The sequence below is a fragment of the Streptomyces sp. R35 genome (assembly GCF_041053035.1).
GTDB classification, from domain to species: Bacteria; Actinomycetota; Actinomycetes; order Streptomycetales; family Streptomycetaceae; genus Streptomyces; species Streptomyces lutosisoli.
In genome coordinates this window covers 7434637-7460612 of the sequence record NZ_CP163440.1, presented here as the reverse complement: position 1 = coordinate 7460612, position 25976 = coordinate 7434637, and the positions used below count along the sequence as shown (strand labels likewise).

Here is a 25976-nt window from a genome sequence, read left to right as displayed (position 1 = left end):
TACACACGCGTGGTATACCTGACAGATAGGCGGTCTCCCCATGAGGGAAGGGGGTGGCCGACCAGGAGCCGAAGGAACCTCGCGTGGACAAGCCCCTTGATCTGATCGAGTTCGAGACCATGCTGCTCGGGCGGTACATGCACCTGCTGACACCGCGTATGCGGGAGGGCGACCGGCGGCTCGACCGCAGCGCGTACCTGCTGCTCAGCCGCATCCAGGTGGACGGCCCGATGTCCATCGGTCAGCTCAGCGACGCCTTCGGCCTGGACACCTCCACGCTCAACCGGCAGACCGCCGCCATGCTGCGGTCCGGGATCGTCGAGCGCATCCCGGACCCCGAGGGCGGCATCGCCCGCAAGTTCGCCATCACCGCCGAGGGCCAGCGCCGGCTGGCCTCCGACCGCACCGAGAACCTGGACGGCCTGGAGAAGGTGATGGAGAACTGGGCGCCCGAGGAGGTGGCCGAGTTCGCCGCATATCTCGGCCGCCTGAACCGCGACATCGAGCGCCTGGACGGGCGCCCCTGGCCGCGCCGCTGATACCGGCCGCGGTACTGATGCACGGGTTGTGGCAAGGAACGAAAAGCCCAGGCCCGGCAACTCGAATCGATCGATTTCCGTAAGGACATCGCACCGGCCGGACTCACTTTCCCGGAGCGGGAATTGGGGCGACGCCTTCCGTGACGTTGCGCACTCAGTGGTGGGAAAACCTAGGCAACTGGCGATTTGTCGTCGACAGTTGAGCCTGGCATTCCCCCCACCCCCATGCACCGAAGGCTCTTGCCCCATGCGCAATTCGTCCGACGTTCCCGTACAGCCCCACGCCGTCACCGTCGCCGAAGTGATTCCCGGTGATCTTCTCGCCCTCTCGGAACAGGATGTGGCGGAAGACAAATGGCACGTGGTGATGCACACCCTCCCCGAGACCCCGCACACCATTCGAATAACCTTGCGACCGCCACTCGGCGGAATTGATCACGACGAAGTATTCGAGCGCGGCCACCGGGTGACCGTGGGCTGCCGGCGGATGGATGTCGCCGGAATTCCCGAGATCGCCCCCGCCGATCTCACTACGGTGGAATTCCGGGACGGCGACCGCGTCACCTCGCTGCGCGCCGTCGACCCCCGGGCCGTCGAGGAGTCGTACACCCGCAGGTGGGGCCACTGGCACCGGGACCTGGAGAGCCGGGCCGAGGAGCCCGTCTCGGACGCCGGGCTGCGCGAGCGCGTCGCAAACGCGGTGGAGCAGGGACATGTCGTACGGCATCTCCCGCGGCCGCGGCGTTCGGTCACCGGCGGCGCCGCGCCCCGACGGGTCGTCGTCACCGGGCTCGGGGCCGTCACCCCGCTCGGGATGGGAGTGGACGAACTCTGGCAGGGGCTGGTGGAGGGCCGCTGCGGGATACGGGAATTGGAGGGCGAGGAGTTCGCCGAACTGCCCGTACGGATCGCGGGGAGCGTTCCCGTGGATCCCGCCGGGCTGCTGCCGAGGCAGCAGGCGCGGCGGATGAACCGGGCCGCGCAGTTCGCGGTGCTCGCCGCGCGCCAGGCCTGGCAGGACGGCGGGTTCGACGTGGCCGGAACCGTCGAGAGCGGGCTCGACCCCGAGCGTGTCGGCGTCAGCGTCGGTGCCATCCTCGGCGACGCCTCCGTGCTCGTCGGCGGCGACCGGAAGCTGCGGGACAAGGGGCCGCGTGCCGTGTCGCCCCTGACCACGCCGATGACCGTGCCCTCGCAGGCCGCCTCCCAGGTGTCGCTCGCGCTGCGGATCACCGGCGAGGCCCGCACCGTGACCAGCGCCTGCGCCTCCGGCACCGAGGCCATCGGACAGGCCATCGACCGCATCCGGTACGGGCATGTCGACGTGGCCCTCGCCGGTGGCGCCGAAGCCGTGGTCACCCCGGCGATCATGGCCTCGTTCGCCGCGATGCGCGCGCTGTCCACCCACGAACTGGGGTCCACCAGCCCGTCCCGGCCCTTCGCCAAGGACCGCGACGGCTTCGTGAACGGGGAGGGGGCGGGCTTCCTGCTCCTTGAGTCCGAGGAGCATGCGCGGGCCCGCGGCGCACGCGTCTACTGCGAGGCCGCCGGCTGGGGGCTGTCCGCCGACGCCCACCACATGGCCGCGCCCGATCCCTCCGGCAGGGGTGTCGCGCTTGCGCTGCGGCGGGCCGTACGGGACGCGGGCGGACACGTCGTGGATGTCGTGCACGTGAACGCGCACGCCACCGCGACCACCGACGGCGATCTCGCCGAGGCGAGCGCCCTGCGTGCCGTGCTCGGCGGGGACGTGCCGGTGACCGCGCTCAAGGGGCATCTCGGGCATCTGCAGGGTGCGGCGGGCGGTGTGGAGGCTGTCGCCACGGTGCTCACGCTTCACCATGGGCTCATTCCGCCGACCATTGGCTGCGAGGACCAGGACGATGCCATTTCGCTCGACGTGGTGACCAAGAGCCCTCGGGTGCTGCCGGTGGTGGGGGATCTCGCCCTCAGCAATTCCTTCGGGTTCGGGGGGCACAACGCCGTGCTGGCGCTTCGACGGACCGGGTGACTTCGGGGGCCTACGGGGTTTTCGCCCCCGCCGCCCCTACCCGTCCCATCCCCAGGGGCTCTGCCCCTTCGACCCCGTTCGGTTGTGGGTCGGGTGCGGGTGGGTGGGGGCTGGTCCAAAAGATTGCGCAGTTCCCCGCGCCCCTAACGGCTCGGGGCTGCGCCCCATCGCCCCCCGTCCCGCCCCGGCCAGCCTCCGTCTTTGTCTTTTGTCTTTTAGGGGCCGGGGTCTGGGGCGGAGCCCCCCTCAGGCGGACGCGCGCTTTCGTGGGGTGGCCTTCTTCGGGGTGGTTTTCTTGGCGGCGGTCTTCTTGGTGGTCGACTGCTTCGTCGTGGTCTTCTTCGCCGTCGTCTTCTTCTCCGCGGATGTGGACTTCTTGCCGGCGACCTCCTTGGGGGCCGTACGCGCGGACTTGCGGGTCGGGAGGGGGGTGACCTCCGTGGTTTCCTGGCCCGTTTCCTCGCCGCGCGACTCCTTCGCGGCGCGGACGCTCTTCTCCAGGGCGGCCATCAGGTCGAGCACCTTGCCTCCGGTCCGCTCCCCCGCCGGGGCGGCGGGGGCCTCGACGCCGGAGGCCTTGGCGGCGATGAGTTCCTCGACGGCCTCGCGGTAGTCGTCGTGCAGGTCGGCGAGGTCGACCTCGCCGAGGGTGTCCATCAGGGCGTCCGCCAGGTCCAGTTCCTTCTCGCGGACGGTGACGCTCGTGTCCGGGGCGACCTCGTCGGTGGCGCGGATCTCGTCCGGCCAGAGCAGCCCGTGCATGGCGATGACGTCGTCGACCACGCGCAGCATGCCGAGCCGTTCCCGCCCGCGCAGCGCGAACTTCGCGACGGCGACCTTCTGGCTGCGCTTCAGGGCCTCGCGCAGCAGGACGTACGGCTTGGCGGCGGGGACGCCGTTCGCGGACAGGTAGTACGCCGTGTCCATCTGGAGCGGGTCGATCCGGTCGGCCGGTACGAACGCCACGATCTCGATGGTCCTGGCCGTAGGGATCGGCAGCGAGGACAGGTCCTCGTCCGTGATCGGGATCAGTGTGCCGTCCGCGTCCTCGTACGCCTTGCCGATCTCCGGGGTCGAGACCTCGCGGTCCTCCAGTTCGCAGACCTTGCGGTAGCGGACGCGGCCGCCGTCGTCGAGATGGATCTGGCGGAAGGAGATCGAGTGGCTCTCCGTGGCGTTCACGAGCTTGATGGGGATGCTGACCAGGCCGAACGAGATGGCGCCGTTCCATATGGATCGCACGTGCAGCACCCTTCTGACGCGAGTCCGAGTCGATCGGTGAATCGATCACCCTTATCCGATATCACCCGTTTTCATGGGATTCTCATCGTATGACGCCTATCACCGAGGTGGAGGGGCGAAGGCTCGCGCTCAGCAATCTGGAGAAGGTTCTCTATCCGGCCACCGGCTTCACCAAGGGCGAGGTCCTGCACTACTACGCCACGGTGGCGGACGCTCTGCTCCCGCACCTCCGCGACCGGCCCGTCTCCTTCCTCCGCTACCCGGACGGGCCCGACGGGCAGGTCTTCTTCACCAAGAACGTGCCGCCCGGTACGCCCACCTGGGTCAGGACCGCCGAGGTCCCCCGCTCGGAGGGGCCCGCGCGCATGGTCCTGGTCCAGGATCTGGCCTCGCTGATGTGGGCGGCGAACCTCGTGACGGAGTTCCACACGCCGCAGTGGACGATCGACACGCCCGGTGTCGCCGACCGGATGGTGTTCGACCTCGATCCCGGGGCGCCGGCGACGGTGGTCGAGTGTTGTGAGGTGGCGTTGTGGCTGCGGGAGCGGTTGGGGCGGGACGGGATCGAGGCGTACGCGAAGACGTCCGGGGCGAAGGGGTTGCATTTGCTGGCCGCGCTGGAGGCGACTCCGTCGGGCGAGGTCAGTGCGTATGCGAAGGAGCTTGCCGTCGAGGCCGAGCGGGTGTTGTCCGGGCGGGTCACGCATCGTATGACCAAAGACCTGCGGGCCGGGAAGGTCTTCGTCGACTTCAGCCAGAACGCTGCGCGCAAGACCACGGCGACGCCGTACACCCTCCGGGCTCGGCCCGAGCCCGGCGTTTCCACGCCGGTCACCTGGGACGAGGTCGGCTCTTGTGCCCGCCCCGCCCAACTCCGCTTCCTCGCTCCGGACATCGCACCCCGCCTCCAGCGCTACGGGGATCTTCTGGCACCCCTGTTCGATCCCGGGCGCGCGGGTCCGCTGCCATGAGCGGGGCCCGCTTTTTTCGCCCCCGCCGCCCCTACCCGTCCCATCCGTTCCTGGGGGCTGCGCCCCCAGACCCCCCTAAAAGATTGCGCAGTTCCCCGCGCCCCTCAAGAGAGTTCGGCTGCGGGCCTGTGGGGGTTGCTCGCGCAGTTCCCCGCGCCCCTTTCAGGGGCGCGGGGAACTGCGCAATCTTTTGGACCAGCCCCCATCCACCCGCACCCGACACACAACCGAACGGGGTCGAAGGGGCAGAGCCCCTGGGGATGGGACGGGTAGGGGCGGCGGGGGCGAAAACCGCTCGGCGCCCTCAGACCCGTAGCCACGTATGCCGGTCCCGGGCCATCGCGTGCAGCGCCTCCACGTCCGCCGGTTTCAGGACGCCCCCGAGGCGGGCCAGGGACGCGAGGTCGGTGTCCTGGAGGATGCGGACCTCGCGTGGGGGTGCGAGGACGTCGAGGTTGGCGGGGCCGGCCACGGCGAGGACGGGATGGACCTCGGCGGTGAGGGCGTAGGAGGCGCGGTCGGCGTCGGTGCGGACGTGGCGGAGCAGCGGGCGCGGCTCATGGCGGCCGACCGTGACCATCGGGTCGGCCACGAGGACACGCTGCTTGCGGGCATGGAGGGCGCGGACGGAGAAGAGACCGCCGGGGCCGATGAGCAGATGGTGGATGCGGTCGCCGCCGGGGAGCGGGAGGGAGTGCAGGGTGTGCCAGCCCGCGCCCTCCAGTCGGTCGAGGGCTTCGCCGACCGCCTGTTCGGCGGCGAGTGCGCGGCGCCGCGGATCGGGACGCAGCCGGTGCGCCGGGCCGGGATCGCGGTCGAGGTCGATGACCAGCGCCTCGCCCGGGCGGTTGGGCGCGAGATCGTCGTCCGGGTGGAGGGTCAGGCGGGCCAGCTCCGCCGGGGTCGGGACGGGGGGCGGTCCCACCGTCACCGGGCCGGTGAGGAAGGGGCCGAGTGCAGTAAGTACCTCCTCGCGCCGGTCCTCGCTGAGCAGATTGACCCGGGCCGTCTCACGGTCGTACCAGGCGACGTTCCTCCCGTCGGTCAGGCACACGTACAGACGCTCCTGTCCGTGGCGCCAGGTCGGTATGACGCGCAGTCCGTTCATGCACCATCACCCCATGACCATGGGAACAGGCGGGGTGCTCCAGGGGCAAGAACCCGGTTACCTTTGGGAGGAGTTGGGGGAGTCGGCTGGGAGGCGCCGTTGCGGACCCGCAGGAAGCAACCCGATGTTCCGGCTCCGGACAGCCCGTGGAGCGAGATCGTGCCCGGTCTGTGGATGGGCGGGCACGTGTTCGCCGGACGCTCCGGTGAGCCGGAGTTCGCTGTCGTGCGGGATGAGTTCGACCTGGTCCTGACGCTGTTGCGGCTGCCGGGGCACGGTCCGGACCCGGGCGTCGAGCACCACGTGTGGCCCATCCCGGACGGGCCCCTCGACGGTACGCAGCTCGCGGGTGTCATCCGTCTCGCACGGGCCGCCGACGATGCCCTGGAGGACGGGCGCCGGGTTCTCGTCCGCTGCCATCATGGGTACAACCGTTCGGGACTGGTCGTCGCGCATGCGCTCGTCCTCGCGGGGCACACCACCGAGGACGCGATACGGCTGATACGGACCCGGCGCTCCCCGTGGGCGCTGCACAACGAGCTGTTCGTGGAGTATCTGCGGGCCGGGCTCGCCACGGCCCGCCTTCTGGAGGAACTCGCGGAGCCCTGACGTCACCGCGTCGCCCGCTCGCACGAAATCCAGCAGGTGGATAAAAAGGACTTCCCTACGAATAAGGTATGCGGGACAACCGATCGTCCAGAGCTGCGCCTGATCAGCTGTGGCGGGCCCCTCGTGGACGGTTCACCGCGCCGACAACATCACTCACCGCATCACTCACCACATCATTCTCTCCAACATTCTCTACGCCGACCTCGCGCAGCAGCGGTACCGCCTGCCGGACGGGGGCGGCCCTGACGCAGGAGTGCCGTGACCCCCAGCCGCCTCGCGCGCGTACCCCTCGGCGCCGCCGTCACCGCCGTGCTGGTGGCGGTCCTGGCGGGCTGCGGCGACTCCGGCGACCTGCGGGGCGCGGGTGCGACGCCCACCGCCGTCGGCCCGACCAAGCTGTGGCCCCAGCTGCCGCCTGCCTCGACGCCCGCCCTCGACTACGGCGAGGCGGACACCGAGACCGTCAAGGGCATCACTGCGCCGGGCGACGACATCCACAAGGTGGACCCGGTCGTCGTCGTACGCGCCGAGGTGGCCGCGCACCCGGACGAGTACAGCGGCTCGCACGCCATGTATGCGGAAACGGTCCAGCAGCTCAAGGACTGCGGCAAGAAGGGCGCGCTCGGCAAGAAGTGCCCGATCCTCCAGGCGTACTACCGCGATCTCACCGGTGACGGGAAGGACGACCTGGTGCTCGGCATCCGCTTTCCCGAGCACCAGTTGGCGGTGCGTGTGTACACGTTCACGCATCACAAGCTGGTGCAGGTCATGGGTACCTCGGACAGCGTGGTCAGCGTGGAGCTGGCGGGCCGTGACGTGATCATCCGCTCGCCCTCGACGCTGCCGGGGTACGAGTTCCGTACGGTCTGGACGTGGGACCCGCACCAGAACGCGATGCTGGCGACGCGCGACGAGATCATCCGCGTCGGCTCCGTGACGCCCACCCCGACACCCACCCCGTCGGCCTCCCTCACGCCGACGCCCACGCCCTCGGCCTCCCCCACGCTGTCGCCCTCGGCGAGCGGCTCATGAGAAGGACCCTGCGGCGTCTCCCGCACTGGACCGCCACCCTCACCTGGAAGGCGGCCGCCTTCATCACGGTGATGTGCTGCGGCCTCGCCGCGCTCCTCGGTGTCCTCGTCCATGTCTCGGTGACCGACCAGACCGTCGGCGACGCCCGCGACCGGGCGCTCGACCGGCTCACGGATGTGACGGCGAGGTACGAGGCGGGCGACCGGCTGCCGCCGGACGCGGGCGTCGATCTGCCCGGGCTGCCGGCCCCGCTGCGCGCGCTGGCCGCGGCCGGGAAGCGCGGCACGATGGTCGGCGACCAGGACAAGCACCCCACGATGTGGGCGGCCGGACCCGCGGGCGGCGGACGCGCGCTGGCCGTGCAGTACGACTACGCGCAGGGTGCCCACACCATCGACGCGCTGGACCGGGCGATCGTGTGGTCGTCGGCGCTGGCGATCGGCGCGACGCTGCTGGTGGGCTCGTTCGCGGTGACCCGGGTGACGCGGCGGCTGCACGGGACGGCGCAGGTGGCGCGGCGGATCAGCGCGGGCGACCTGGACGCGCGCGTCAACGACCCCCGCGCGCAGGATCCGACGCGCCCGCAGGACGAGGTGGCCGCGGTCGCCGGGGCCCTCGACACCATGGCGTCCTCGTTGCAGAGCAAGCTGCTGAGCGAGCAGCGGTTCACCGCGGACGTGGCGCACGAGCTGCGCACCCCGCTGACCGGGCTGCACGCGGCGGCCGAGCTGCTGCCGCCGGGGCGCCCGACCGAGCTGGTGCGCGACCGGGTGGCCGCGCTGCGCACGCTGACCGAGGACCTGCTGGAGATCTCCCGCCTGGACGCCCGGAGCGAACGCCTCGAACTGGACTCGGAGCAGCTCGCTCCGCTGGCCGAGCGGGTGGTGCGGGCATCGGGGACCGACACCGAGGTCCGGGTCGTACGGGACGCGCGGGTCGAGACCGACCGGCGCCGGCTGGAGCGGGTGCTCGGGAATCTGGTGGCGAACGCGCACAAGCACGGCGAGGGACCCGTGGTGCTGACGGTCGACGGCCCGGTCGTCACCGTGCGGGACCACGGCGCCGGCTATCCGGAGTACCTCCTGGAGCACGGGCCGCAGCGCTTCCGTACGGAGGGCGGTTCGAAGGGGCACGGACTCGGACTGACGATCGCGCTCGGCCAGTCGGAGGTACTCGGCGCGCGGCTGACGTTCGGCGATGCTGCCGGGGGCGGCGCGCTGGCGACCCTGACGCTCCCTCAGTCCGGCCTCCCCGAAGGACCGTCCTGAGCGGCCTGAACCACCGCCCAAAGGACCCTGGGCGCCTTCGCGTCCCCGATGGCTCAGCGCGACCTGCGCTCACCCGACCCCACTCTTAATGTGGCGATTAGTCAGGTTCGCACCCTTCCCAGAGGAGCCCTCATGTCCCTGCGGTCCACGTACACCCGTCTCGGTATAGCCCTCGCCGCCGGCAGCCTCGTCGCACTCGCCGGCGCCACCCCCGCCCTCGCCGACGACGAATGGGTCCCCGGGAACGGCGACAGCCGCGGCACGGACAACGGATTCGGTGACGAACAGGGTGACGGTCGCGACAACGACGGCACGGTCAGGGGCCGGGTCGACGTGAACGGCGGGCTGGCCCTGCGCAACGCCCCGCATCGCGGCAGCCGGCTGATCCGTGTCGCGAGGAACGGCGAGATCGTCTACATCTACTGCAAGACCTGGGGCGAGTCGGTGGGCGGCGGCTCCCTCTGGTACCTGCTCACCGACGGCACCTGGGCCTGGGCCCCCGCGCGCTTCATCGAGACCTTCGGCTCTCCCCGCTGGTGCTGAACCGACGGCGCCGACTTCCCCGGCAGATATACCGGATCAGCCCGTTTGTCATCACATAACGGGACATCAGGTTCCTCGCTTGCTACGTTCCGCACATGAGTCAGCCCGGAATGCCCGGAACGACCGTGGCAGCGGACCCGTCCACACCCGCTGTACGCCTGCCCAGGCGCCGTGGCATCGAGTTCACCCTCATCGTCCTCGCCGTCCTGCTCTGCGTGTGCGGCTACTGCGCTGTCGGGTTCGCGCAGAACGGCACCGTCCCGCCCGGCGCCGCCGGTTACGGCGCCGGGCTCGGCGTGCTCGCGCTCCTCGCGCACCTCGCGGTACGGCTGCGGGCGCCGTACGCCGATCCGCTGCTGCTCCCCATCGCCGTACTCCTCAACGGCCTGGGCCTGGTGCTGATCTACCGGCTCGACCTGGACACCCCGGGCGACCAGGCGGCCCCCATCCAGCTCATGTGGTCGACGCTCGGGGTCGCGCTGTTCATCGCGGCCGTGCTCTGCCTGCGCGACCACCGCGTCCTGCAGCGCTACACATACATCTCCGTCGTCACCGCCCTGGCGCTGCTGATCCTGCCGATCCTCTTCCCGGCGGTGAACGGCGCCCGCATCTGGATCCGGATCGCCGGATTCTCCATCCAGCCCGGCGAGTTCGCGAAGGTGCTCCTCGCGGTCTTCTTCGCCGGATATCTGGCCGCCAACCGCAACGCGCTCGCGTACACGGGCCGGCACATCTGGAAGTTCACCCGGCTCCAGCTGCCCACCGGCCGCGTGCTCGGGCCGATCGTCGCGATCTGGCTGCTGAGCGTGCTGGTGCTGGTGCTGGAGCGGGACCTGGGGACATCGCTGCTGTTCTTCGGCCTGTTCGTGATTCTGCTGTACGTCGCCACGGGCCGCACCGGCTGGATCGCGGTCGGGCTGCTGCTGGCCTGTGTGGGCGCGATGGCCGTCGGCCGGCTCGAACCGCACGTCCACAGCCGGGTGCAGGACTGGCTGCACCCTTTCGCGTCGATCGACGCGGGCCAGGGACCCAACCAGATCGCCCAGTCCCTCTTCGCGTTCGCCGCGGGCGGGATGCTCGGCACCGGCCTCGGGCTCGGCCACTCGACCCTCATCGGCTTCGCCGCCAAGTCGGACTTCATCCTGGCGACCGCGGGCGAGGAGCTCGGCCTGGCCGGCCTGTCGGCGATCTTCCTGCTCTACGCCCTTCTCGTGGAGCGCGGCTACCGGGCGGGCCTCGCCCTGCGCGACCCCTTCGGGCGGCTCCTCGCGATCGGCCTCGCGTCGATCGTGGCGCTCCAGGTCTTCGTGATCGCGGGCGGGGTGACCGGCCTGATCCCGCTGACCGGGATGGCGATGCCGTTCCTCGCGCAGGGCGGCTCCTCGGTCGTCACCAACTGGATCATCGTGGCGCTGCTGATCCGGATCAGCGACTCGGCCCGCAGTCAGTACGACGGGACGGCCGCGCCGTGAGTGACCGGGAGGTCTCGCCATGACCAAGTACATCCGCCGGGCCGCAGGACTGTGTGCCGTGCTGCTGGTGGCCCTCCTGGTCAACGCCACTCGCGTCCAGGTCTTCCAGGCCCCGTCGTACGACGACAATCCCGCCAACCGCCGTCAGACGATCGCCCGTTACGGCCAGCCGCGCGGTGACATCGTCGTCGGCGGCGAGACGGTCACCGGCTCCGAGGACACGGGCGAGCAGCTCCGCTTTGAACGGACCTACAAGGACGGCCCGTTGTACGCGCCCGTCACGGGCTTCGCCTCGCAGCTGTACGGCACGACGTTCCTGGAGAACGCCGAGGACGACATCCTCTCCGGCGCCGACCCGATGCTCGCCCCGCTCCCCCTGTGGAACGACATCACCCACGCCGAGAACCCCGGCGGCAAGGTCGTCACCACGATCGACCCGGACGCGCAGGAGGCGGCGTTCGAGGGACTCGGCTCGCGCCGGGGCGCGGTCGCCGCGATTCAGCCGGCCACGGGGAAGATCCTCGCCCTGGTCTCGACACCGTCGTACGACCCCGCGGAGCTGTCCGGGACGGGCTCGGCGGTGACGCGGGCGTGGGAGCGGCTGAACGGGGAGGCCGACAAGCCGATGCTCAACCGGGCGATCCGGCAGACGTATCCGCCGGGGTCGACGTTCAAGGTGGTGACGGCCGCGGCGGCACTGGAGGCGGGGGTGGTGACGGATGTCGACGAGCCGACCTCGTCCCCGAACCCGTACCGGCTGCCCGGCACCACCACACGGCTGACGAACGAGACCGAGGGCTGCGAGGACGCCTCGCTGCGGTACGCCTTCGAGTGGTCCTGCAACACGGTCTTCGCGAAGCTCGGCGTGGACGTGGGCCTTGACGGCATGACGAACACGACGGCGAACTTCGGCTTCAACGACCGGAAGCTGAGGATCCCGTTCTCGGTCGCGCCCAGCAACTTCGACACCCGGCTCGACAAGGCGCAGCTGGCGCTCTCCTCCATCGGGCAGTTCAACACCCGGGCGACCCCCCTTCAGATGGCGATGATCGCGGCGGCCGTGGCGGGCGGCGGTTCGGTGAAGTCGCCGTACCTGGTGGAGCGGACGACCACGAGGGACGACAGCACGGTGGCCTCGCACGGTCCGAGCACGCTCCACCAGGCGATGAACCCGTCGACGGCACTACGCATGCGTGAGCTGATGACCGACGTCGTGACGGAGGGCACCGGCAGCATCGCCGCCATCCCGGGCGCCACCGTCGGCGGCAAGACCGGCACCGCCCAGCACGGCGTCGACAACTCCGGTCTGCCGTACGCCTGGTTCATCTCCTGGGCCCAGGCCGACGACGCGATGGAACCCGCGGTCGCGGTCGCCGTCGTCGTCGAGGACGCGGCGGCGCGCCGCGGGGACATCAGCGGGGGCGGGGACGCGGCACCGATCGCGAAGGCGGTGATGGAGGTGGTGCTGAACGCGTCATACGACGCCGCCTCCAACGGTGGCGGTTGACGACTGCGCGACGAGCGCGGCCGGCAGGGCGATGTACGCGGTGACGCCCGTACCCCGGGTGGGGCGCAGCTCGACCTGGGCGCCGAGGCGGGCGGCGAGCGCGCCGACGACGTGGTGGCCGAGGGTGGGCATCCCCTGTGTCCGCGCGGAGCCGGGAACGCGGCGGTGGGTGGGGGCGGCGAGGAAGGAACCGCCGTTGCCGGACAGCAGGGCGTTGACCTGCGTCATCCGTTCCTCGGTCATGCCGATCCCCTGGTCGACGACCGCGAGACAGTACTCGGCGCCGTCCCGCCAGCCGTAGATCTCGACGGGCTGCCCGGGCGGGCTGAACATCAGTGCGTTCTCCACCAACTCGGCGAGCATATGGGAGAGTTCGGCGACCGCGTGGCCGCGGATGCCGCACTGTTCGACGTCCACGGCGGCCACCCGCTGGTACTGCTCGACCTCCGAGACCGCCGACCGCACCACATCGGCGACGGCGACGGTGCCGGGCCAGGAGCGGGCGGGTGACTCCTCACCGGCGAGGACCAGGAGGGACTCGGCGTTACGGCGCATCCGGGTGGCCAGATGGTCGAGCTCGAAGAGTTCGGCGAGGGCGTCCGGGTCGAGTTCCTGGCTCTCCAGGGTGGTGATCAGGCCGAGCTGGCGGCCGAGGAGCGCCTGGTTGCGGCGGCCCAGACCGGCCAGGGACTCGGTGCTGTTGCGGCGCAGGACGGCCTGTTCGGCGGCGAGGCCGACGGCGGTGCGCTCGACGTTGCGCAGGGCGGCGGCGAGCCGGGTGATCTCCCGCGCGCCGTGGTCCGCCGCCGCCCGGGGTTTCGCCGGTTCGGTGGCGATCGGGATGTCCGGGGTGTCCGGGCCGTCCTCCTGGATGCGTTTGACCGCGACGGGCAGCCTGGTCCCCGCGACGGCGTCCGCCTCGTCGGCGAGGGCGCCCAGAGGGCGGGTGATGGAGCGGGCGGAGATGACCGCGAGCGCCGCGGCCACGGCGACGATCAGCGCACCGAGCCCGAGGAAGCCGACAAGTTGCCGGGTGGCCGCGTCGCCGGTCTCGGCGGCCCGGGCGCCCACATCGGCACCGACCCGCTTCTGCACGCCGTGCAGATCGTCGACGAGGGTCGTCATGTCGGCCCACCAACGGGACGGCGGGACGGCGAGGGCCGAGCCGTCGGCACCGCCCTCGGCCTGCCGTTCGTAGGAGGTGACACGGCGTGCCGCGGTCGACTTGAAGGCGGTGTCGAGGGCGGACTCCTGTGCGTGCGTGGCGAGTTGGCGGAACTGGCCGAGCCCGGCGACCCGGGTGGCGCGGATCTCGGTGAAGTCGAGGTACTCGCCGGAGCGGAACCGCTTGGCCGCGAACACGCCGTTGAGGGAGCCGCGTTCGAGGGCGACGGCCTCGGTGGCGCGGGCCAGGGCCTGGAGGGCCTGGACGCCGTCGCCGATACGGCGGTCTCCTTGCGGCGCCCCGGCGGACTCGGCGTCGATGAGGGCGGTGACGGCCTTGGTGTAGGAGGTCAGGGTGGCGGTGCGGTCGGCGGCGCCGGAGTCGACGTCGGCACGGAGGGTGGCGAGGTCGGCGAGCGGCAGCTGGGCGTCGCGGAGGGCGGAGGCGGAGGCTCCCGGCAGATCACCGCTCTCCTCGGAGAGCGCCGCTCGCAGTGCGGAGCGGGCGTCGTCGGTACGCCCCCGCTGCCGCCGCACATCGTCCCGGTAGCCCTCGGCCCCGCCCAATAACCCATTGGTCAGGCCGCGTTCGCGCTGGAGCTCACGTACGAGATCCTGCACCCGCAGCAGGACACCGACGTGCGCCTCGGTCGCGCGCGCGGCGGACCAGTCGGCGGCGCGGTCGGCGACGCCGAGTCCCGTCAGGGCGAGAAGCAGGCAGGTCGGGACGGCCAGCACGATGGCCATACGGCCGCGGATGGAGTGCCAGCCGGGAAGGGCCGGAAGGCGAAGGGTGGGAAGGCGAAGGGTGGTCTTTACGTTCCCCGTCATGCTCGGTGACGCTACGGGCGGGTCGGTCAGGGGGCGGTTTCCCTTCCGTAAGACAACGGTTCACAGGTACTCACCCGGGCGGCGGGTGTGCTGTGAGAGACGGACAATGCTCACTTGATGAGACGGGGCTGGGACCGGCGCGCGTCCCCGACCTATCGTTCGGTTCATGACGCCTCCCGCCGCGTACGAGCTCGCCCAGGCCAACATCGGCCGCCTCAAAGCCCCTCTGGACTCCCCTCAGTTGAAGGACTTCGTCGAGGCCCTCGACCCCGTGAACGCCGTCGCGGACGCGGCCGACGGATTCGTCTGGCGCCTCCAGAGCGACTCCGGCAACGCGACGGACGTGCCCGTCCTCGGCGACGACTGGCTGATCATCAACATGTCCACCTGGCGGGACACGAACACGCTGACGGCGTTCATGTACCAGGGACAGCACCGCGAGCTGCTGGCGCGGCGGCGTGAGTGGTTCGAACGCCTGGAGGAGGCGATGACCGTGCTGTGGTGGGTCCCGTCCGGCCACCGCCCCACGGTGGCGGAGGCCGAGTCCCGCCTTCTCCATTTGCGCGAACACGGGCCTACGGAGCATGCGTTCACCTTGCGGACGTCGTTCCCGGCGGGGGCGTAGGGGATTCTTCGCCCCCCCCGCCCCTACCCGTCCCATCCGTTCCTGGGGGCTGCGCCCCCAGACCCCCCTAAAAGATTGCGCAGTTCCCCGCGCCCCTTAACAGTCGGCTGCGGGCCGGTGGGGGTTGCTCGCGCAGTTCCCCGCGCCCTAAAGAGCGGGGCCGCGCCCCGCAATCCCCCGCCCGCCCCGGGGTCTTTTAGGGGCGCGGGGAACTGCGCGACCAGCCCCCACCCACCCGCAGCCAAAGAACCGGCCCACGGGGTCTGGGGCGGAGCCCCAGGAACGGGATGGGACGGGTAGGGGCGGCGGGGGCGAAAACCCTAGGACTCCGCGCCCCCGTCGATCATTTCATTCACCTCCGCCACCCGTTCCTTCTCCTCCAGCGCGAACCGTTCCGCGTCCAGCTGCTCCGCGATCTCCTCGTCCTGGGCCATCAGCAGGTCGAGGTTGGAGTTGCCCATGTCGAAGACGCCCATGTCGACGTAGGCCTGTTGGAGGCGTTTGCCCCAGAGGCCGATGTCCTTGACGCAGGGGACGATGCGGCTGAAGAGCAACTGGCGGAAGAGGTGCAGGAATTCGGACTGTTCGCTGTACTCCTCGGCCTCGGCCTTCGGGATGCCGAAGTTCTCCAGGACTTCGATCCCGCGGAGCCGGTCCCGCATCAAGTAGCAGCCCTCGATGACGAATTCCTCGCGTTCGCGGAGTTCGGCGTCGGAGAGCTGCCGGTAGTAGTCGCGCAGGGCCATGCGGCCGAAGGCGACATGCCTCGCCTCGTCCTGCATCACGTACGCCAGGATCTGCTTCGGGAGCGGCTTGTCGGTGGTGTCCCTGATCATGCCGAAGGCCGCCAGGGCCAGGCCCTCGATCAGGACCTGCATGCCCAGGTACGGCATGTCCCAGCGGGAGTCGCGGAGGGTGTCGCCGAGGAGGGACTGCAGGTTGTCGTTGATCGGGTAGAGCATTCCGATCTTCTCGTGCAGGAAGCGGGAGTAGATCTCGGCGTGGCGGGCCTCGTCCATGGTCTGGGTGGCCGAGTAGAACTTGGCGTCGAGGTCGGGGACCGATTCGACGATGCGCGCCGCGCAGACCATGGCCCCTTGTTCGCCGTGCAGGAACTGACTGAACTGCCAGGACGCGTAGTGCTTGCGCAGTTCGCCCTTGTCCCGGTCGGTCATCTTCGCCCAGTGTCGGGTTCCGTAGAGGGTCATCGCCTCGTCGGGGGTGCCGAGCGGATCGTACGGGTCCACTTCCAGGTCCCAGTCGATCCTCTTCTGGCCGTCCCACTGCTTGTCCTTGCCCTTCTGGTACAGGGCGAGCAGCCGGTCACGACCGTCGTCGTACTCCCAGCTGAAGCGCGCCGCCCCGGAGGCCGGTACTTGCCAGAGGGGGTCTCCCGAGTCCTTGGCGTACAGCTCATACGTCGGCATACATCGCAGGCTCACACGGGGTAGACGCGTCGTCAACAAGTCGCGCGCAAGGGATTGACGGTCTTGCTGACAAGCAGTCTCATAAGATGTGACCGCCGGTAACCCTTGCAGATCGCGTACGACGAGGTGGAAACAGTCATGACGACGGTGACGGAAGACGGACGCGAAGGTCTCCGCGAAGGACTCCGCGACGCACTCGGGCTGCTCAAGGACCGTGAGCAGGTGGCCGAGCGGCTCCTCGGCTCTTCCGCCAAGCACTCCTTCGATCCGGACAAGGAGCTGGACTGGGACGCGCCCTTCGAGGAGGGCAAGTGGTTCTGGCCGCCGGAGCTGGTGTCGCTGTACGGCACCCCGATGTGGCGGCGGATGAGCGAGGAGCAGCGGATCGCGCTGTCGCAGCACGAGGCCGCCGCGCTCGCGTCCCTGGGCATCTGGTTCGAGATCATCCTGATGCAGCTGCTGGTACGGCACATCTACGACAAGCCGGCCACGAGCGCGCACGTCCGGTACGCGCTGACCGAGATCGAGGACGAGTGCCGGCACTCCAAGATGTTCGCCCGGCTGATCTCGCGCAGCGGGACGCCGTACTACCCGGTGAGCCGGGCACACCTGAACCTCGGTCGGCTCTTCAAGACCATCTCGACGACGCCCGGGTCCTTCACGGCGACGCTGCTCGGCGAGGAGGTTCTGGACTGGATGCAGCGGCTGACGTTTCCGGACGAGCGGGTGCAGACCCTGATACGGGGGGTCACGCGCATTCACGTCGTGGAGGAGGCTCGGCATGTGCGCTACGCGCGGGAGGAGCTGCGGCGGCAGATGGTGACCGCGCCGAGGTGGTCGCAGGAGTTCACCCGGGTCACGTCGGGTGAGTTCGCGCGGGTCTTCTCGGTCGCGTTCATCAATCCCGAGGTCTACACGAATGTCGGGCTCGACAGGCGGGAGGCGATGGCGCAGGTGAAGGCGAGTGGGCATCGGCGGGATGTGATGCAGAGCGGGGCGAAGCGGTTGACGGATTTCCTGGATGACATCGGGGTGTTGCGGGGGGCGGGGCGGCGGCTGTGGAAGTCGTCGGGGTTGCTGGCCTGAGGGGTTTTCGCCCCCGCCGCCCCTACCCGTCCCATCCCGTTCCTGGGGGCTGCGCCCCCAGACCCCCCGAAAAGATTGCGCAGTTCCCCGCGCCCCTAAAAGGGGCGCGGGGAACTGCGCAATCTTTTGGACCAGCCCCCACCCACCCGCACCCGGGGTCGAAGGGGCGGAGCCCCTGAGGATGGGACGGGTAGGGGCGGCGGGGGCGAATACCCGGTTACGCTGCCGATATGACCTCCGAGGCTGCTCCCCGCGCGTACCGACGGCTGAGCGTCGAGGAGCGGCGCAGTCAGCTGCTGGAGGCGGCGCTGTCGCTCTTCGCGCAGCGGGTGCCCGAGGAGGTGTCGCTGGATGACGTGGCGGAGGCGGCGGGGGTGTCGCGGCCCCTGGTGTACCGGTACTTCCCGGGCGGGAAGCAGCAGCTGTACGAGGCCGCGCTGCGCTCCGCCGCCGAGGAGCTGGAGCACTGCTTCGCGGAGCCCCCGGAGGGACCGCTCACCGAGCGGCTGTCCCGGGCTCTCGACCGGTATCTCGCGTTCGTGGATCAGCACGACGCCGGGTTCAGCGCGCTGCTGCAGGGCGGAAGTGTCATCGAGACGTCCCGGACCACCGCCATAGTGGACGGCGTACGGCGGGCCGCCGCCGAGCACATTCTCGATCATCTGGCGGTCGAGGACCCCGGGCCCCGGCTGCGGATGACGGTGCGGATGTGGATCACCGCCGTGGAGGCCGCCTCGCTGATCTGGCTCGACGAGGACAAGGAACCGCCGCTGGACGAGCTGCGGGACTGGCTCGTCGAGCAGTTCGTGGCGGCGCTCGCGGCGAGCGCGGGACGGGATCCGCAGGCCGCGGCGGTGGTGAAGGCCGCACTCGCGCTGGAGACGGCGGACGGGGCCGTGGCGGCGCTGGCCCGCCGGGTGCTGCCGGTGATCGGGGACGCGGCGCGCCTGCTGTGACGGCTGCGACCGTCGGGTTTGTGACACTGGTGCGGTGAAGAGCCAAGACACTCCCTTTTTCGGCGGCCCGCTGGACGGGCGCGTACTGCCGGTCCTGCTCGGGATCACCGGTCATCCGCCGAAGACGTACCGGATCCCGGTGCCGGACGCGGACGGCGGTCCGCCGACCGTGCTCGTCTACCGGCGTGTGCAGTCCAGCCGGAGCAAGCGCCTCGGGCTGCACCAGGGCTGGAAGTACGAGTACGACCCCGAGGGGAAGCCGGGGCGCGGGCCGGCCTGGCCCTGGTCGAAGCCCGAGAGCAAGGGTGACGCCACGCCGGAGCCCCACGCCGACGAGTGACCTTCTTGGGCCGAAGCGATCAGCCGGGCGCGCGCTCGGGACGCGGCTGCCCGATCCTGCCGGTGCGAGGTGGATCCGCCACCCCGGCACCGGAGGTGATGACGTGTCACGAAGGCTTCTGCGTCTGGTCTGTACGGCGGCGGTTGCGGCCGGGGCGTTGCTCGCGCCGTCGCCCGCGGTGGCCGTCCCGGATCCCGCTCCCGAGGCCGGTGCGGCCGTCGCTGAGCCCGGACAGCGCTCCGCCGCCTCGCTGCTGACGGACCTTCAGCGGCTGTACCGGGACACCGAGCGCGCCACCGAGAAGTACAACGCGACCGCGGAGAAGCTGAAGAAGCAGCGCGCCGAAGTCACCCGGCTCGACACCGGCCTCGCCAAGGCCCGCCTCTCCCTGCACGACAGCCGTGGCGCCGCGGGGCGGCTCGCCCGGCAGCAGTACCAGAGCAGCGGCGAGATCTCCTCGTACGTACGACTGCTGCTCGCCCGTGATCCGCAGCACGCCCTCGACGAGGGGCACCTGATCGGGCAGCTGTCGCTGGAGCGGGCCGAGACCGTGCAGCGGGTGGCCGGCAGCGAGAAGAAGACCGACGCGCTCGCGCGCGCGGCCCGCAAGGCGCTCGACGGTCAACTCGCCCTCGCCGAACGGCAGAAGAAGGAGCGGGACGACGTACGCAAGCGGCTCGACGGCGTCGAGCGGCTGCTCGCCTCGCTGACCGTCGACCAGCTCGCCGAGCTGGACAAGTTCGAGAAGTCGGGGGCGGCCGAGGCGCAGAAGAAGTTCATGGCCTCGGGCGCCCTGAGCAGCGAGCGGCCGCCCTCGCGGGAGGGCGCGGAAGCCCTCCGGTACGCCGTGCGGCAGATCGGGAAGCCGTACGCCTGGGGTGCGGAGGGCCCGAAGTCGTACGACTGCTCGGGCCTCACCTCACAGGCCTGGCAGCGCGCCGGGCACCCTGTCCCCCGCACCAGCCAGGAACAGTGGGCCGAGCTCCCGAGAATCCCCCTGAGCGAACTGCGCCCCGGGGATCTGGTGGTGTATTTCCCCGAGGCCACCCACGTCGCCCTGTACGCGGGCGACGGGATGGTGGTGCAGGCCCCGAGGCCGGGCGCGAAGATCAAGGTCTCCCCGATCGCCGCGAATCCGCTGCTGGGCGCGGTACGCCCGGATCCTGGTGAGAAGCCCCTGCGGCACTACACACCGCCGAGGCTCCCCCAAGGGGCAACAGATGGATCGAGCCAGGGGTACAGCAGCGCCCCGTAAGGGGCGCGGGGAACTGCGCGAACGGCCCCACCGGCCCGCACCCGGATTACGAGATCAGGCCCCGGTAACAGAAGCCAAGTACGCCTCGGTCTTCTCCGGCTCATAGAAGAAGTTCTCGAAGTCCGCCGGGTTGTCGAACCCATTGACGAACCGGTGAGCGACCGGCGGCAGTTGCCCCGCCGCACCGATCAGGTTGAGGACATGCTCCGGCGGCACGCCGAGCATCGCGTTCGTCCACTTGGTGACGTGCTGCGCGGTCTCCCAGTAGCGGTCGAACGTGGCCTGCATCCACTCCTCGTCGAAGGGCTTGTCGCCCTGCTCGACGATCGAGGCGAGATACGCGGCGGCGCACTTGGAGGCCGAGTTGGAGCCCTGACCGGTGATCGGGTCGTTCGCCACGACCACGTCGGCGACGCCGAGGACCAGGCCGCCCCCGGGCAGGCGACCGATCGGATTGCGGATCGTGGGCGCGTAGCGTCCGGCCAGCGTGCCCTGCGCGTCGGTCAGTTCGGCCTTCGTGGCCCGCGCGTGCTCCCACGGCGTGAACCGCTCCATGAGTTCCAGGGTCAGGGAGAGGTGTTCGGCCGGGTCCTTGACGCCGTTGAAGACGTCGAGCGGGCCGCCGGGTATGCCCTCCCAGAAGAGGATGTCCGCACGGCCGGACGTGGTGAGGGTCGGCATGATGAAGAGCTCGCCGACGCCGGGGACCAGGTTGCAGCGGACCGCGTCGAAGTCCGGGTGTTCCGGGCGCGGGCCCAGACCGTGGACGTAGGAGACCGCCAGCGCCCGCTGCGGCTCGCTGTACGGCGAACGGGAGGCGTCGCGGCCGAACATGGAGACCAGCTCGCCCTTGCCCGCCGACACGAGCACCAGGTCGTACGTACGGGAGAAGTAGTCCAGGTCGGAGACCGCCGCGCCGTGGATGACCAGCTGGCCGCCGCGCTGGGCGAACGTCTCCATCCAGCCGGCCATCTTCACGCGCTGGTCCACGGACTGGGCGTACCCGTCGAGCTTGCCCACCCAGTCGATCGCCCGCTGCGAGGGGCCCGGGTCGAACGAACCCGGCACGGCGACCGAGATGCCGACTCCTTCGATCTTCGGGGCCTGGGACTCCCAGAAGTTCAGCTGGAGATCGCGCTCGTGCTGGAGTGCCGTGTCGAACATGCACTGTGTCGACATGACACGGCCGGTACGGATCTCGTCCGCCGTCCGGTTCGACATCAGGGTGACCTCGTACCCGTGCGACTGGAGTCCGAGGGCGAGCTGGAGACCGGACTGGCCGGCTCCGACGACGAGTATCTTCCGCATGCGCGTCCTAACTCTGCGTACGACTTATTCGGGGCTCACGTCGAGCGCGTGCCCCACCAGCGCGAGCAGGCTCTCGACAACCGAGATCCGGCGCCTGGCATCCATGATCATGACAGGTATGTGCGGGGGCACCGTGAGGGCCTCGCGTACGTCCTCCGGCTCGAACCGCTCACTGCCGTCGAAGTGGTTGACGGCGACGACGTACGGCAGTCCGCAGCTCTCGAAGTAGTCGAGCGCAGGGAAGCAGTCCGACAGGCGGCGGGTGTCGGCGAGGACCACCGCGCCGATCGCGCCGCGCACCAGGTCGTCCCACATGAACCAGAACCGCTGCTGGCCCGGCGTACCGAAGAGGTAGAGCACCAGGTCGTCGTCGAGCGTGATGCGGCCGAAGTCCATGGCCACGGTGGTGGTCAGCTTCTCCGGGGTCGCGGTGAGGTCGTCGGTGTCCTCGCTGGCCTGGGTCATCAGCGCCTCCGTCTGGAGGGGCGTGATCTCCGAGACGGCGGTGACGAGGGTGGTCTTGCCGACGCCGAAGCCGCCCGCCACCACGATCTTCGTGGCGATCGGGGCGCGCGTGCGGTCCGTCTGCCAGGCCTGGAGGTTCTCGTCGGTCTCGGGCAGCGGCACGGGGGCCGCGGGTATCGGCGCCGTGGCGGGGAAGGCGGTTCTCGGCGCGCCCTCAGAGACGACGGAGTCCATTCAGCACCCTTTCCAGCAGTGCGCGGTCCGGCTGTCCCGGGCCGTGACCTGTTCCGTACACGCGGATCTTTCCCTGGTCCGCCAGGTCGCTCAGGAGCACGCGGACCACACCGAGCGGCATCCTGAGGAGCGCGGCGATCTCGGCCACCGTCCGCATCCGGCGGCAGAGTTCGACGATGGCCCGCATCTCGGGCATCACCCGGGTTCCGAGGGAACCTTTCGGCAGTTCCTTGCGCTCCTCGGGGGCCTCCAGCGCCGCCACGAACGTCTCCACGAGGAGGACGTGGCCGAAGCGGGTACGGCCGCCGGTGAGCGAGTAGGGGCGTACGCGGGCGGGTTTGCGGTCGCCGCCGCGGACGGGAAGCTTGCTGGGCGTGCTCATCGGCCACTCCCCATCGGTTCGGACTCCAGCGATTTTCGGAGCTCGCTGCGGAGTTCGGGGGTCAGCACATGTCCGGCCCGGCCGACGAAGAGCGCCATGTGGTACGCCACCACGCTCATGTCGCAGTCCGGGGAGCCGTGCACACCGAGCAGCGAGCCGTCGCTGATGGACATGACGAAGAGGCTGCCCTCGTCCATCGCGACCATCGTCTGCTTGACGCCACCGCCGTCCATCAGCTTGGCGGCGCCGATGGTGAGGCTGCCGATGCCGGAGACGATGGTGGCGAGGTCGGCGGCGGAGCCCTTGGGGCCCGTGGGGCGGTCCGCCTCCGTCCCCGCTCGCGCTTCCGCGTTTCTGCCGGGGTCGGAGGAGAGCAGCAGCAGGCCGTCGGAGGAGACGACCGCGACCGACAGGAGGCCCGGCACCTCCTCGACGAGATTCGTCAACAGCCAGTGCAGATTGCGGGCTTCACTGCTCAGGCCGAAGGTACTGGGCGCGGTCAACTGCTTGCCTCCTCGACGGTGCCCCCCGATGCTTCTACGTCCTGTGCGTTGAGCTGGTGCGGCGCGTTCACTTCCGCCGTCTGTTCAGCGATCTCCGCCTCCACGTCCCGGCGGCCCTCCATCGCGCCCCGGTGGAAACCGCCGAGCCTGCGGCGCAGGGCATCGGCGTCCACGCCGCCCGTGCGCGGTCGCGGAGCGGGCGCGGGCGTGGAGATCTTCGGCGTCCGCTTGGGCAGGCCCTTGTCGGTCAGCCGGGGGCGCTGGTCCGGGACACGTTCGTGGGTGTCGGGGCCGATGGCGTAGGGGTCGGTGGTGGTCTGGGCGGGGAGGTCCGCTTCCGGGGTGGGTGCGGGAGTGGCCTCGGTGGTTTCGGGGGCAGCCCGGGTGGGCTGGGGTTCGGGCTCCGTGAAAGCGCGAGCCGATTCCTCTGCCTGCGGTTCCGATTCCGTGAACTCGGGGGCCGCCTCTTCCGCCGGCGGCTCCGGGAATGCGCGGGGCGCCTCTGCCGCCGCGAGGTCCGGGAGCAGGAGCTCCATCGTGGTCTCGGGCGTCCGCTCCGGCGTCGGCATCGGCGTCGGCTCGGGTTCGCGCGGGGCCGGGATGGTCAGGGCCGGCACGGCTGCCTCGGGCTCGGACGCCGGATACGGCCCGGGTGCCGTTTCCCGCTCGGGCTCGGGCACAGGCTCAGCGGCGGCGTCCCGTACGGCTTCCTCGGCTGCCGCGATCAGCGGGTCCTCGTCCCCCGCCGGATCCGACGCCGACGCGGCGAGGGCCGAACGGCCGTACAGGACGTTGGAGTTGGCTTCGGCGTCGGCTCCGGGCAGCGTCACCGTGGCGGCGCCGCCGACGAGGCGGGTGGCCGGGGGGAGGGTGACGGCGGGCGCGGCGGCGAGCATCGTCTTCGGGAGGACGACCACGGCGGTCACGCCACCCTGCTTCTGCTCGCGCAACTGCACGCGCACACCGTGCCGGTGGGCGAGCCGGGCCACCACGTACAGGCCGAGCCCGAGGCCTTCGCCGCTCTCCAGGTCGTACGCGTCCTCCGGATCGAAGTCCGCGAGGCGGGAGTTGAGCTGGCTCATCCGCTCGTCGGTCATGCCGATGCCCTGGTCCTGCACGGAGAGCATCACCTCGCCGCTCTCCAGGAGCCAGCCGGAGACCTCGACGGGGTGGTCGGGCGGCGAGAACGACGAGGCGTTCTCCAGGAGTTCGGCCACGAGGTGGCTGATGTCGTCGGCGGCGAAACCGGCGAGGTGCGCGTGCGGCGGCAGCGCGGCGATCCGGACCCGCTCGTACCGCTCGATCTCGCTGACCGCGGCCCGTACGACGTCGACGAGCGGGACGGGACCCGCGTGGTGCTGGACGTGTTCGGCGCCCGCGAGGACGAGCAGGTTCTCGCTGTGGCGCCGCATGACGGTCGCGAAGTGGTCGAGCTTGAAGAGCGTGGCGAGGCGGTCCGGGTCCTGCTCCCGCTCCTCCAGGCCCTCGATGACGCCGAGTTGGCGTTCGACCAGGCCGAGGGTGCGCAGCGCCAGGTTGACGAAGGTGCCGTGGATGCTGCCGCGCATCTGCTCCAGGTGGGCGGTGGCGTCGGCGAGTTCGGTACGGAGCTTGTCGCGCTCGTCGGCCATCAGCCGGCGCTGGCCGATGAGGTGCTTGCGGTCGCCCTCCAGGGTGGTGATCCGCTCGTGGAGCGTGGCGGCGTGCGTGTGCAGCGCGTTGACGGAGCGGACGACCTGGGCGAACTCGTCGTTGCGGCCGGTGAACTTGACCGGTTCCTCGGTGCCCGGGTCGGCGGCGAGGCGGGCCGAGCCGATCCGCAGGACGGCCAGCGGGCGGGTGAGGCTGCGGGCCATGGCCATCGAGACGCCGACCGCGACCAGCAGCAGCGTGCCGATGAGGGCGATCCGGATCTCCAGCGCGGTGACATCGTCGTCCCGCAGCTGTGCGAGGTCCTTGGTGCGGTGGTCGTTGAGGGAGGCCTCGGCGCCGCGCATCAGCTCGATCCGGGCGGACAGGGCCGCGTCCAGCTTCTTGGTGCTGGTGTCGAGCTCGGCGTCGGAGAGCTTCGGCTGGTCGGTGAGGCTCGCGAGGTATTTGTCGGCGGTCGTGACGTCGGGCCCGGTGACCGTGGAGTCGTACGAGGACGTGGCGGCCTTGGGCGCCGTCTCGTGGAAGTCGGCGAGGGCCGCGTCCGAGCGCAGGCGGGCCTGCTGGGCGGCGGCGCTGAGCGCGTCGCGCTGCTTGGTGCCGGCGGCCGTGGAAGTGCTGGTGGTGGTCGCCAGACCGGTGAGCGGGTCGATGACGGTCTGGGTGGTGCGCGGGATGTTGAGGGCCGCGAGAAGCAGTCCGCGGGCGGCGGCGGACTGCTGGACGGCGGAGTCCAGCTCGGCGAGGGCGTGCGCGCCGGTGCCCGCGCGGGGCGGTAGCTGGTCGGCCAGATCCTCGGCGAGGGCATGCAGTTCGGTGATGGCGGCGGAGTACGCCTGGTGCGCTTCGAGAGCGGTGCTCTTTCCGGTGAGCGCCGCTCTGCGCAGGGAGGTGATGGAGTCGAGGTCCTTCAGCAGGGTGGCGGGGGCGTCCTCGTCCGCCCGCAACTCCTCGACCTCCCGGTCGACGCGGGCGCCGCGCTGCTCGGAGGGGGCCTTGGCCTTGGACCGCCCCGCGGCGATGTACGAGGTGACTTCGTCCCGCTCGTCGGCCAGCGAGTGCGCGAGGACCAGTGCCTGCTGGGTCCGCTGCGCGAGCGTCACCAGGTTCTGGGAGTCGTTCAGTTGCCCCGAGGCGGCCAGCACCGTGGGGGTTCCGGCGCCGGCGATGGCTGCCGCGACGACCGCCACGGCGACGATCAGCCGGTTGCGTACGTGGGCGGGGCGGCCCCGGCCCGCGGAGTCGGCGGCGTCGCCGGTGGAACCGCCCTCAGTCGAGCTGGAGGCCGTCTGCTTGCCTGTGCGCCTCGGCCGCGTCTTCTGCACCGGTGCTCGCATTCCTGACTCGTGTACCCATGGGCCCGGGTGACGTCCCGTCAACGGGGGTGTCCGCCCACCCCCGAGCTTTTTCGACTTCGCTCAAGCGGTTCGCTCAAGCAGCGGGACCCC

The 25976-nt window shown here is 70.6% G+C and carries 23 protein-coding genes and 1 pseudogene; 15 read left to right on the top strand and 9 right to left on the bottom strand.

Annotation, left to right across the window (positions count from 1 at the left end; all coding sequences use genetic code 11):
* Positions 1-83: 83 nt before the first annotated feature.
* Both AB5J50_RS33870 and AB5J50_RS33865 read left to right on the top strand, forming a co-directional pair.
* The gene (locus AB5J50_RS33870) at positions 84-539 is read left to right on the top strand and encodes a MarR family transcriptional regulator (RefSeq protein WP_327431718.1); all 456 of its coding nucleotides are present in this window, start codon (positions 84-86) and stop codon (positions 537-539) included.
* Between the two features lie 247 nt (positions 540-786).
* Positions 787-2550 carry a beta-ketoacyl synthase gene (locus AB5J50_RS33865; RefSeq protein WP_369262129.1) on the top strand — a complete coding sequence of 588 codons (1764 nt, stop codon included), beginning with the start codon at positions 787-789 and terminating at the stop codon, positions 2548-2550.
* Positions 2551-2796: 246 nt separating this feature from the next.
* Here AB5J50_RS33865 and AB5J50_RS33860 read toward each other — a convergent pair whose 3' ends face one another.
* Positions 2797-3801 carry a Ku protein gene (locus AB5J50_RS33860; protein WP_369262127.1) on the bottom strand — a complete coding sequence of 335 codons (1005 nt, stop codon included), beginning with the start codon at positions 3799-3801 and terminating at the stop codon, positions 2797-2799.
* A gap of 80 nt (positions 3802-3881) precedes the next feature.
* On the opposite strand from AB5J50_RS33860, the gene ligD reads away from it, so the two are divergent.
* On the top strand, positions 3882-4763 hold the full coding sequence (gene ligD / locus AB5J50_RS33855; protein WP_327431715.1) for a non-homologous end-joining DNA ligase: 882 nt from the start codon (positions 3882-3884) through the stop codon (positions 4761-4763).
* Positions 4764-5067: 304 nt separating this feature from the next.
* Here the strand turns inward: ligD and AB5J50_RS33850 are convergent, their stop codons facing one another.
* The gene (locus AB5J50_RS33850) at positions 5068-5871 is read right to left on the bottom strand and encodes a nuclease-related domain-containing protein (protein WP_369262125.1); all 804 of its coding nucleotides are present in this window, start codon (positions 5869-5871) and stop codon (positions 5068-5070) included.
* A gap of 99 nt (positions 5872-5970) precedes the next feature.
* On the opposite strand from AB5J50_RS33850, the gene AB5J50_RS33845 reads away from it, so the two are divergent.
* The 7 genes and pseudogenes from AB5J50_RS33845 to AB5J50_RS33815 all read left to right on the top strand — a co-directional run bounded on the left by AB5J50_RS33845 (position 5971) and on the right by AB5J50_RS33815 (position 12302).
* Positions 5971-6480: a dual specificity protein phosphatase family protein gene (locus AB5J50_RS33845; protein WP_369262123.1), complete on the top strand. Its 510-nt coding sequence runs from the start codon at positions 5971-5973 to the stop codon at positions 6478-6480.
* Between the two features lie 24 nt (positions 6481-6504).
* Positions 6505-6631 (top strand): annotated as a pseudogene (locus AB5J50_RS33840) (class F sortase); the annotation flags it as partial.
* Positions 6632-6738: 107 nt separating this feature from the next.
* Positions 6739-7512 (top strand): hypothetical protein, encoded by a 774-nt coding sequence (locus AB5J50_RS33835; protein ID WP_369262121.1) that lies wholly within the window; start codon positions 6739-6741, stop codon positions 7510-7512.
* Positions 7509-8780 carry an ATP-binding protein gene (locus AB5J50_RS33830; RefSeq protein WP_369262119.1) on the top strand — a complete coding sequence of 424 codons (1272 nt, stop codon included), beginning with the start codon at positions 7509-7511 and terminating at the stop codon, positions 8778-8780. Before AB5J50_RS33835 ends, AB5J50_RS33830 begins: the two co-directional genes overlap by 4 nt.
* Before the next feature lie 132 nt (positions 8781-8912).
* Positions 8913-9323 carry an SH3 domain-containing protein gene (locus tag AB5J50_RS33825; protein ID WP_369262117.1) on the top strand — a complete coding sequence of 137 codons (411 nt, stop codon included), beginning with the start codon at positions 8913-8915 and terminating at the stop codon, positions 9321-9323.
* 95 nt (positions 9324-9418) lie between these two features.
* The gene (locus tag AB5J50_RS33820) at positions 9419-10795 is read left to right on the top strand and encodes an FtsW/RodA/SpoVE family cell cycle protein (protein ID WP_369262116.1); all 1377 of its coding nucleotides are present in this window, start codon (positions 9419-9421) and stop codon (positions 10793-10795) included.
* Positions 10796-10814: 19 nt separating this feature from the next.
* Positions 10815-12302: a penicillin-binding transpeptidase domain-containing protein gene (locus AB5J50_RS33815; RefSeq protein ID WP_369262114.1), complete on the top strand. Its 1488-nt coding sequence runs from the start codon at positions 10815-10817 to the stop codon at positions 12300-12302.
* Here AB5J50_RS33815 and AB5J50_RS33810 read toward each other — a convergent pair.
* Positions 12270-14297, bottom strand: coding sequence for a nitrate- and nitrite sensing domain-containing protein (locus AB5J50_RS33810; protein WP_369262112.1), 2028 nt, complete (start codon positions 14295-14297; stop codon positions 12270-12272). The two genes, AB5J50_RS33815 and AB5J50_RS33810, sit on opposite strands and share 33 nt — an antisense overlap.
* A 166-nt stretch (positions 14298-14463) precedes the next feature.
* Here AB5J50_RS33810 and AB5J50_RS33805 point away from each other — a divergent pair, with 166 nt between their 5' ends.
* On the top strand, positions 14464-14922 hold the full coding sequence (locus AB5J50_RS33805) for a DUF3291 domain-containing protein (RefSeq protein ID WP_369262110.1): 459 nt from the start codon (positions 14464-14466) through the stop codon (positions 14920-14922).
* Positions 14923-15242: 320 nt separating this feature from the next.
* Here the strand turns inward: AB5J50_RS33805 and AB5J50_RS33800 are convergent, their stop codons facing one another.
* Positions 15243-16349 (bottom strand): ferritin-like domain-containing protein, encoded by a 1107-nt coding sequence (locus AB5J50_RS33800; RefSeq protein WP_369262108.1) that lies wholly within the window; start codon positions 16347-16349, stop codon positions 15243-15245.
* Positions 16350-16487: 138 nt separating this feature from the next.
* On the opposite strand from AB5J50_RS33800, the gene AB5J50_RS33795 reads away from it, so the two are divergent.
* The 4 genes from AB5J50_RS33795 to AB5J50_RS33780 all read left to right on the top strand — a co-directional run bounded on the left by AB5J50_RS33795 (position 16488) and on the right by AB5J50_RS33780 (position 19986).
* Positions 16488-17435 carry a diiron oxygenase gene (locus tag AB5J50_RS33795; protein WP_369262107.1) on the top strand — a complete coding sequence of 316 codons (948 nt, stop codon included), beginning with the start codon at positions 16488-16490 and terminating at the stop codon, positions 17433-17435.
* 230 nt (positions 17436-17665) lie between these two features.
* On the top strand, positions 17666-18391 hold the full coding sequence (locus tag AB5J50_RS33790) for a helix-turn-helix domain-containing protein (RefSeq protein ID WP_330307294.1): 726 nt from the start codon (positions 17666-17668) through the stop codon (positions 18389-18391).
* A gap of 34 nt (positions 18392-18425) precedes the next feature.
* Positions 18426-18731: a hypothetical protein gene (locus AB5J50_RS33785; RefSeq protein ID WP_369262105.1), complete on the top strand. Its 306-nt coding sequence runs from the start codon at positions 18426-18428 to the stop codon at positions 18729-18731.
* Positions 18732-18834: 103 nt separating this feature from the next.
* A complete protein-coding gene (locus tag AB5J50_RS33780) occupies positions 18835-19986 on the top strand; it encodes an NlpC/P60 family protein (RefSeq protein WP_369262104.1) in 1152 nt (383 codons plus the stop codon).
* A gap of 54 nt (positions 19987-20040) precedes the next feature.
* Here the strand turns inward: AB5J50_RS33780 and AB5J50_RS33775 are convergent, their stop codons facing one another.
* From AB5J50_RS33775 to AB5J50_RS33755, 5 genes are read right to left on the bottom strand one after another with little or no spacing between them, the layout of a single operon-like run.
* Positions 20041-21294: a styrene monooxygenase/indole monooxygenase family protein gene (locus AB5J50_RS33775; RefSeq protein WP_369262102.1), complete on the bottom strand. Its 1254-nt coding sequence runs from the start codon at positions 21292-21294 to the stop codon at positions 20041-20043.
* Positions 21295-21318: 24 nt separating this feature from the next.
* Positions 21319-21993 carry an ATP/GTP-binding protein gene (locus AB5J50_RS33770; RefSeq protein ID WP_369262101.1) on the bottom strand — a complete coding sequence of 225 codons (675 nt, stop codon included), beginning with the start codon at positions 21991-21993 and terminating at the stop codon, positions 21319-21321.
* Positions 21974-22375 carry a DUF742 domain-containing protein gene (locus AB5J50_RS33765; protein WP_327431699.1) on the bottom strand — a complete coding sequence of 134 codons (402 nt, stop codon included), beginning with the start codon at positions 22373-22375 and terminating at the stop codon, positions 21974-21976. The genes AB5J50_RS33770 and AB5J50_RS33765 overlap by 20 nt, the downstream gene beginning before the upstream one ends.
* Positions 22372-22878: a roadblock/LC7 domain-containing protein gene (locus AB5J50_RS33760; protein ID WP_327431698.1), complete on the bottom strand. Its 507-nt coding sequence runs from the start codon at positions 22876-22878 to the stop codon at positions 22372-22374. Before AB5J50_RS33760 ends, AB5J50_RS33765 begins: the two co-directional genes overlap by 4 nt.
* A complete protein-coding gene (locus tag AB5J50_RS33755) occupies positions 22875-25853 on the bottom strand; it encodes a nitrate- and nitrite sensing domain-containing protein (RefSeq protein ID WP_369262100.1) in 2979 nt (992 codons plus the stop codon). The genes AB5J50_RS33760 and AB5J50_RS33755 overlap by 4 nt, the downstream gene beginning before the upstream one ends.
* Positions 25854-25976 lie beyond the last annotated feature (123 nt).

Bases quoted from the DNA above. Each gene is read 5' to 3' on its own strand.
- AB5J50_RS33865 (WP_369262129.1), top strand. From the start codon at position 787: ATGCGCAATTCGTCCGACGTTCCCGTACAGCCCCACGCCGTCACCGTC.
- ligD (WP_327431715.1), top strand. From the start codon at position 3,882: ATGACGCCTATCACCGAGGTGGAGGGGCGAAGGCTCGCGCTCAGCAAT.
- AB5J50_RS33850 (WP_369262125.1), bottom strand. From the start codon at position 5,871: ATGAACGGACTGCGCGTCATACCGACCTGGCGCCACGGACAGGAGCGT.
- AB5J50_RS33830 (WP_369262119.1), top strand. From the start codon at position 7,509: ATGAGAAGGACCCTGCGGCGTCTCCCGCACTGGACCGCCACCCTCACC.
- AB5J50_RS33825 (WP_369262117.1), top strand. From the start codon at position 8,913: ATGTCCCTGCGGTCCACGTACACCCGTCTCGGTATAGCCCTCGCCGCC.
- AB5J50_RS33820 (WP_369262116.1), top strand. From the start codon at position 9,419: ATGAGTCAGCCCGGAATGCCCGGAACGACCGTGGCAGCGGACCCGTCC.
- AB5J50_RS33815 (WP_369262114.1), top strand. From the start codon at position 10,815: ATGACCAAGTACATCCGCCGGGCCGCAGGACTGTGTGCCGTGCTGCTG.
- AB5J50_RS33810 (WP_369262112.1), bottom strand. From the start codon at position 14,297: ATGACGGGGAACGTAAAGACCACCCTTCGCCTTCCCACCCTTCGCCTT.
- AB5J50_RS33805 (WP_369262110.1), top strand. From the start codon at position 14,464: ATGACGCCTCCCGCCGCGTACGAGCTCGCCCAGGCCAACATCGGCCGC.
- AB5J50_RS33800 (WP_369262108.1), bottom strand. From the start codon at position 16,349: ATGCCGACGTATGAGCTGTACGCCAAGGACTCGGGAGACCCCCTCTGG.
- AB5J50_RS33795 (WP_369262107.1), top strand. From the start codon at position 16,488: ATGACGACGGTGACGGAAGACGGACGCGAAGGTCTCCGCGAAGGACTC.
- AB5J50_RS33790 (WP_330307294.1), top strand. From the start codon at position 17,666: ATGACCTCCGAGGCTGCTCCCCGCGCGTACCGACGGCTGAGCGTCGAG.
- AB5J50_RS33775 (WP_369262102.1), bottom strand. From the start codon at position 21,294: ATGCGGAAGATACTCGTCGTCGGAGCCGGCCAGTCCGGTCTCCAGCTC.
- AB5J50_RS33770 (WP_369262101.1), bottom strand. From the start codon at position 21,993: ATGGACTCCGTCGTCTCTGAGGGCGCGCCGAGAACCGCCTTCCCCGCC.
- AB5J50_RS33765 (WP_327431699.1), bottom strand. From the start codon at position 22,375: ATGAGCACGCCCAGCAAGCTTCCCGTCCGCGGCGGCGACCGCAAACCC.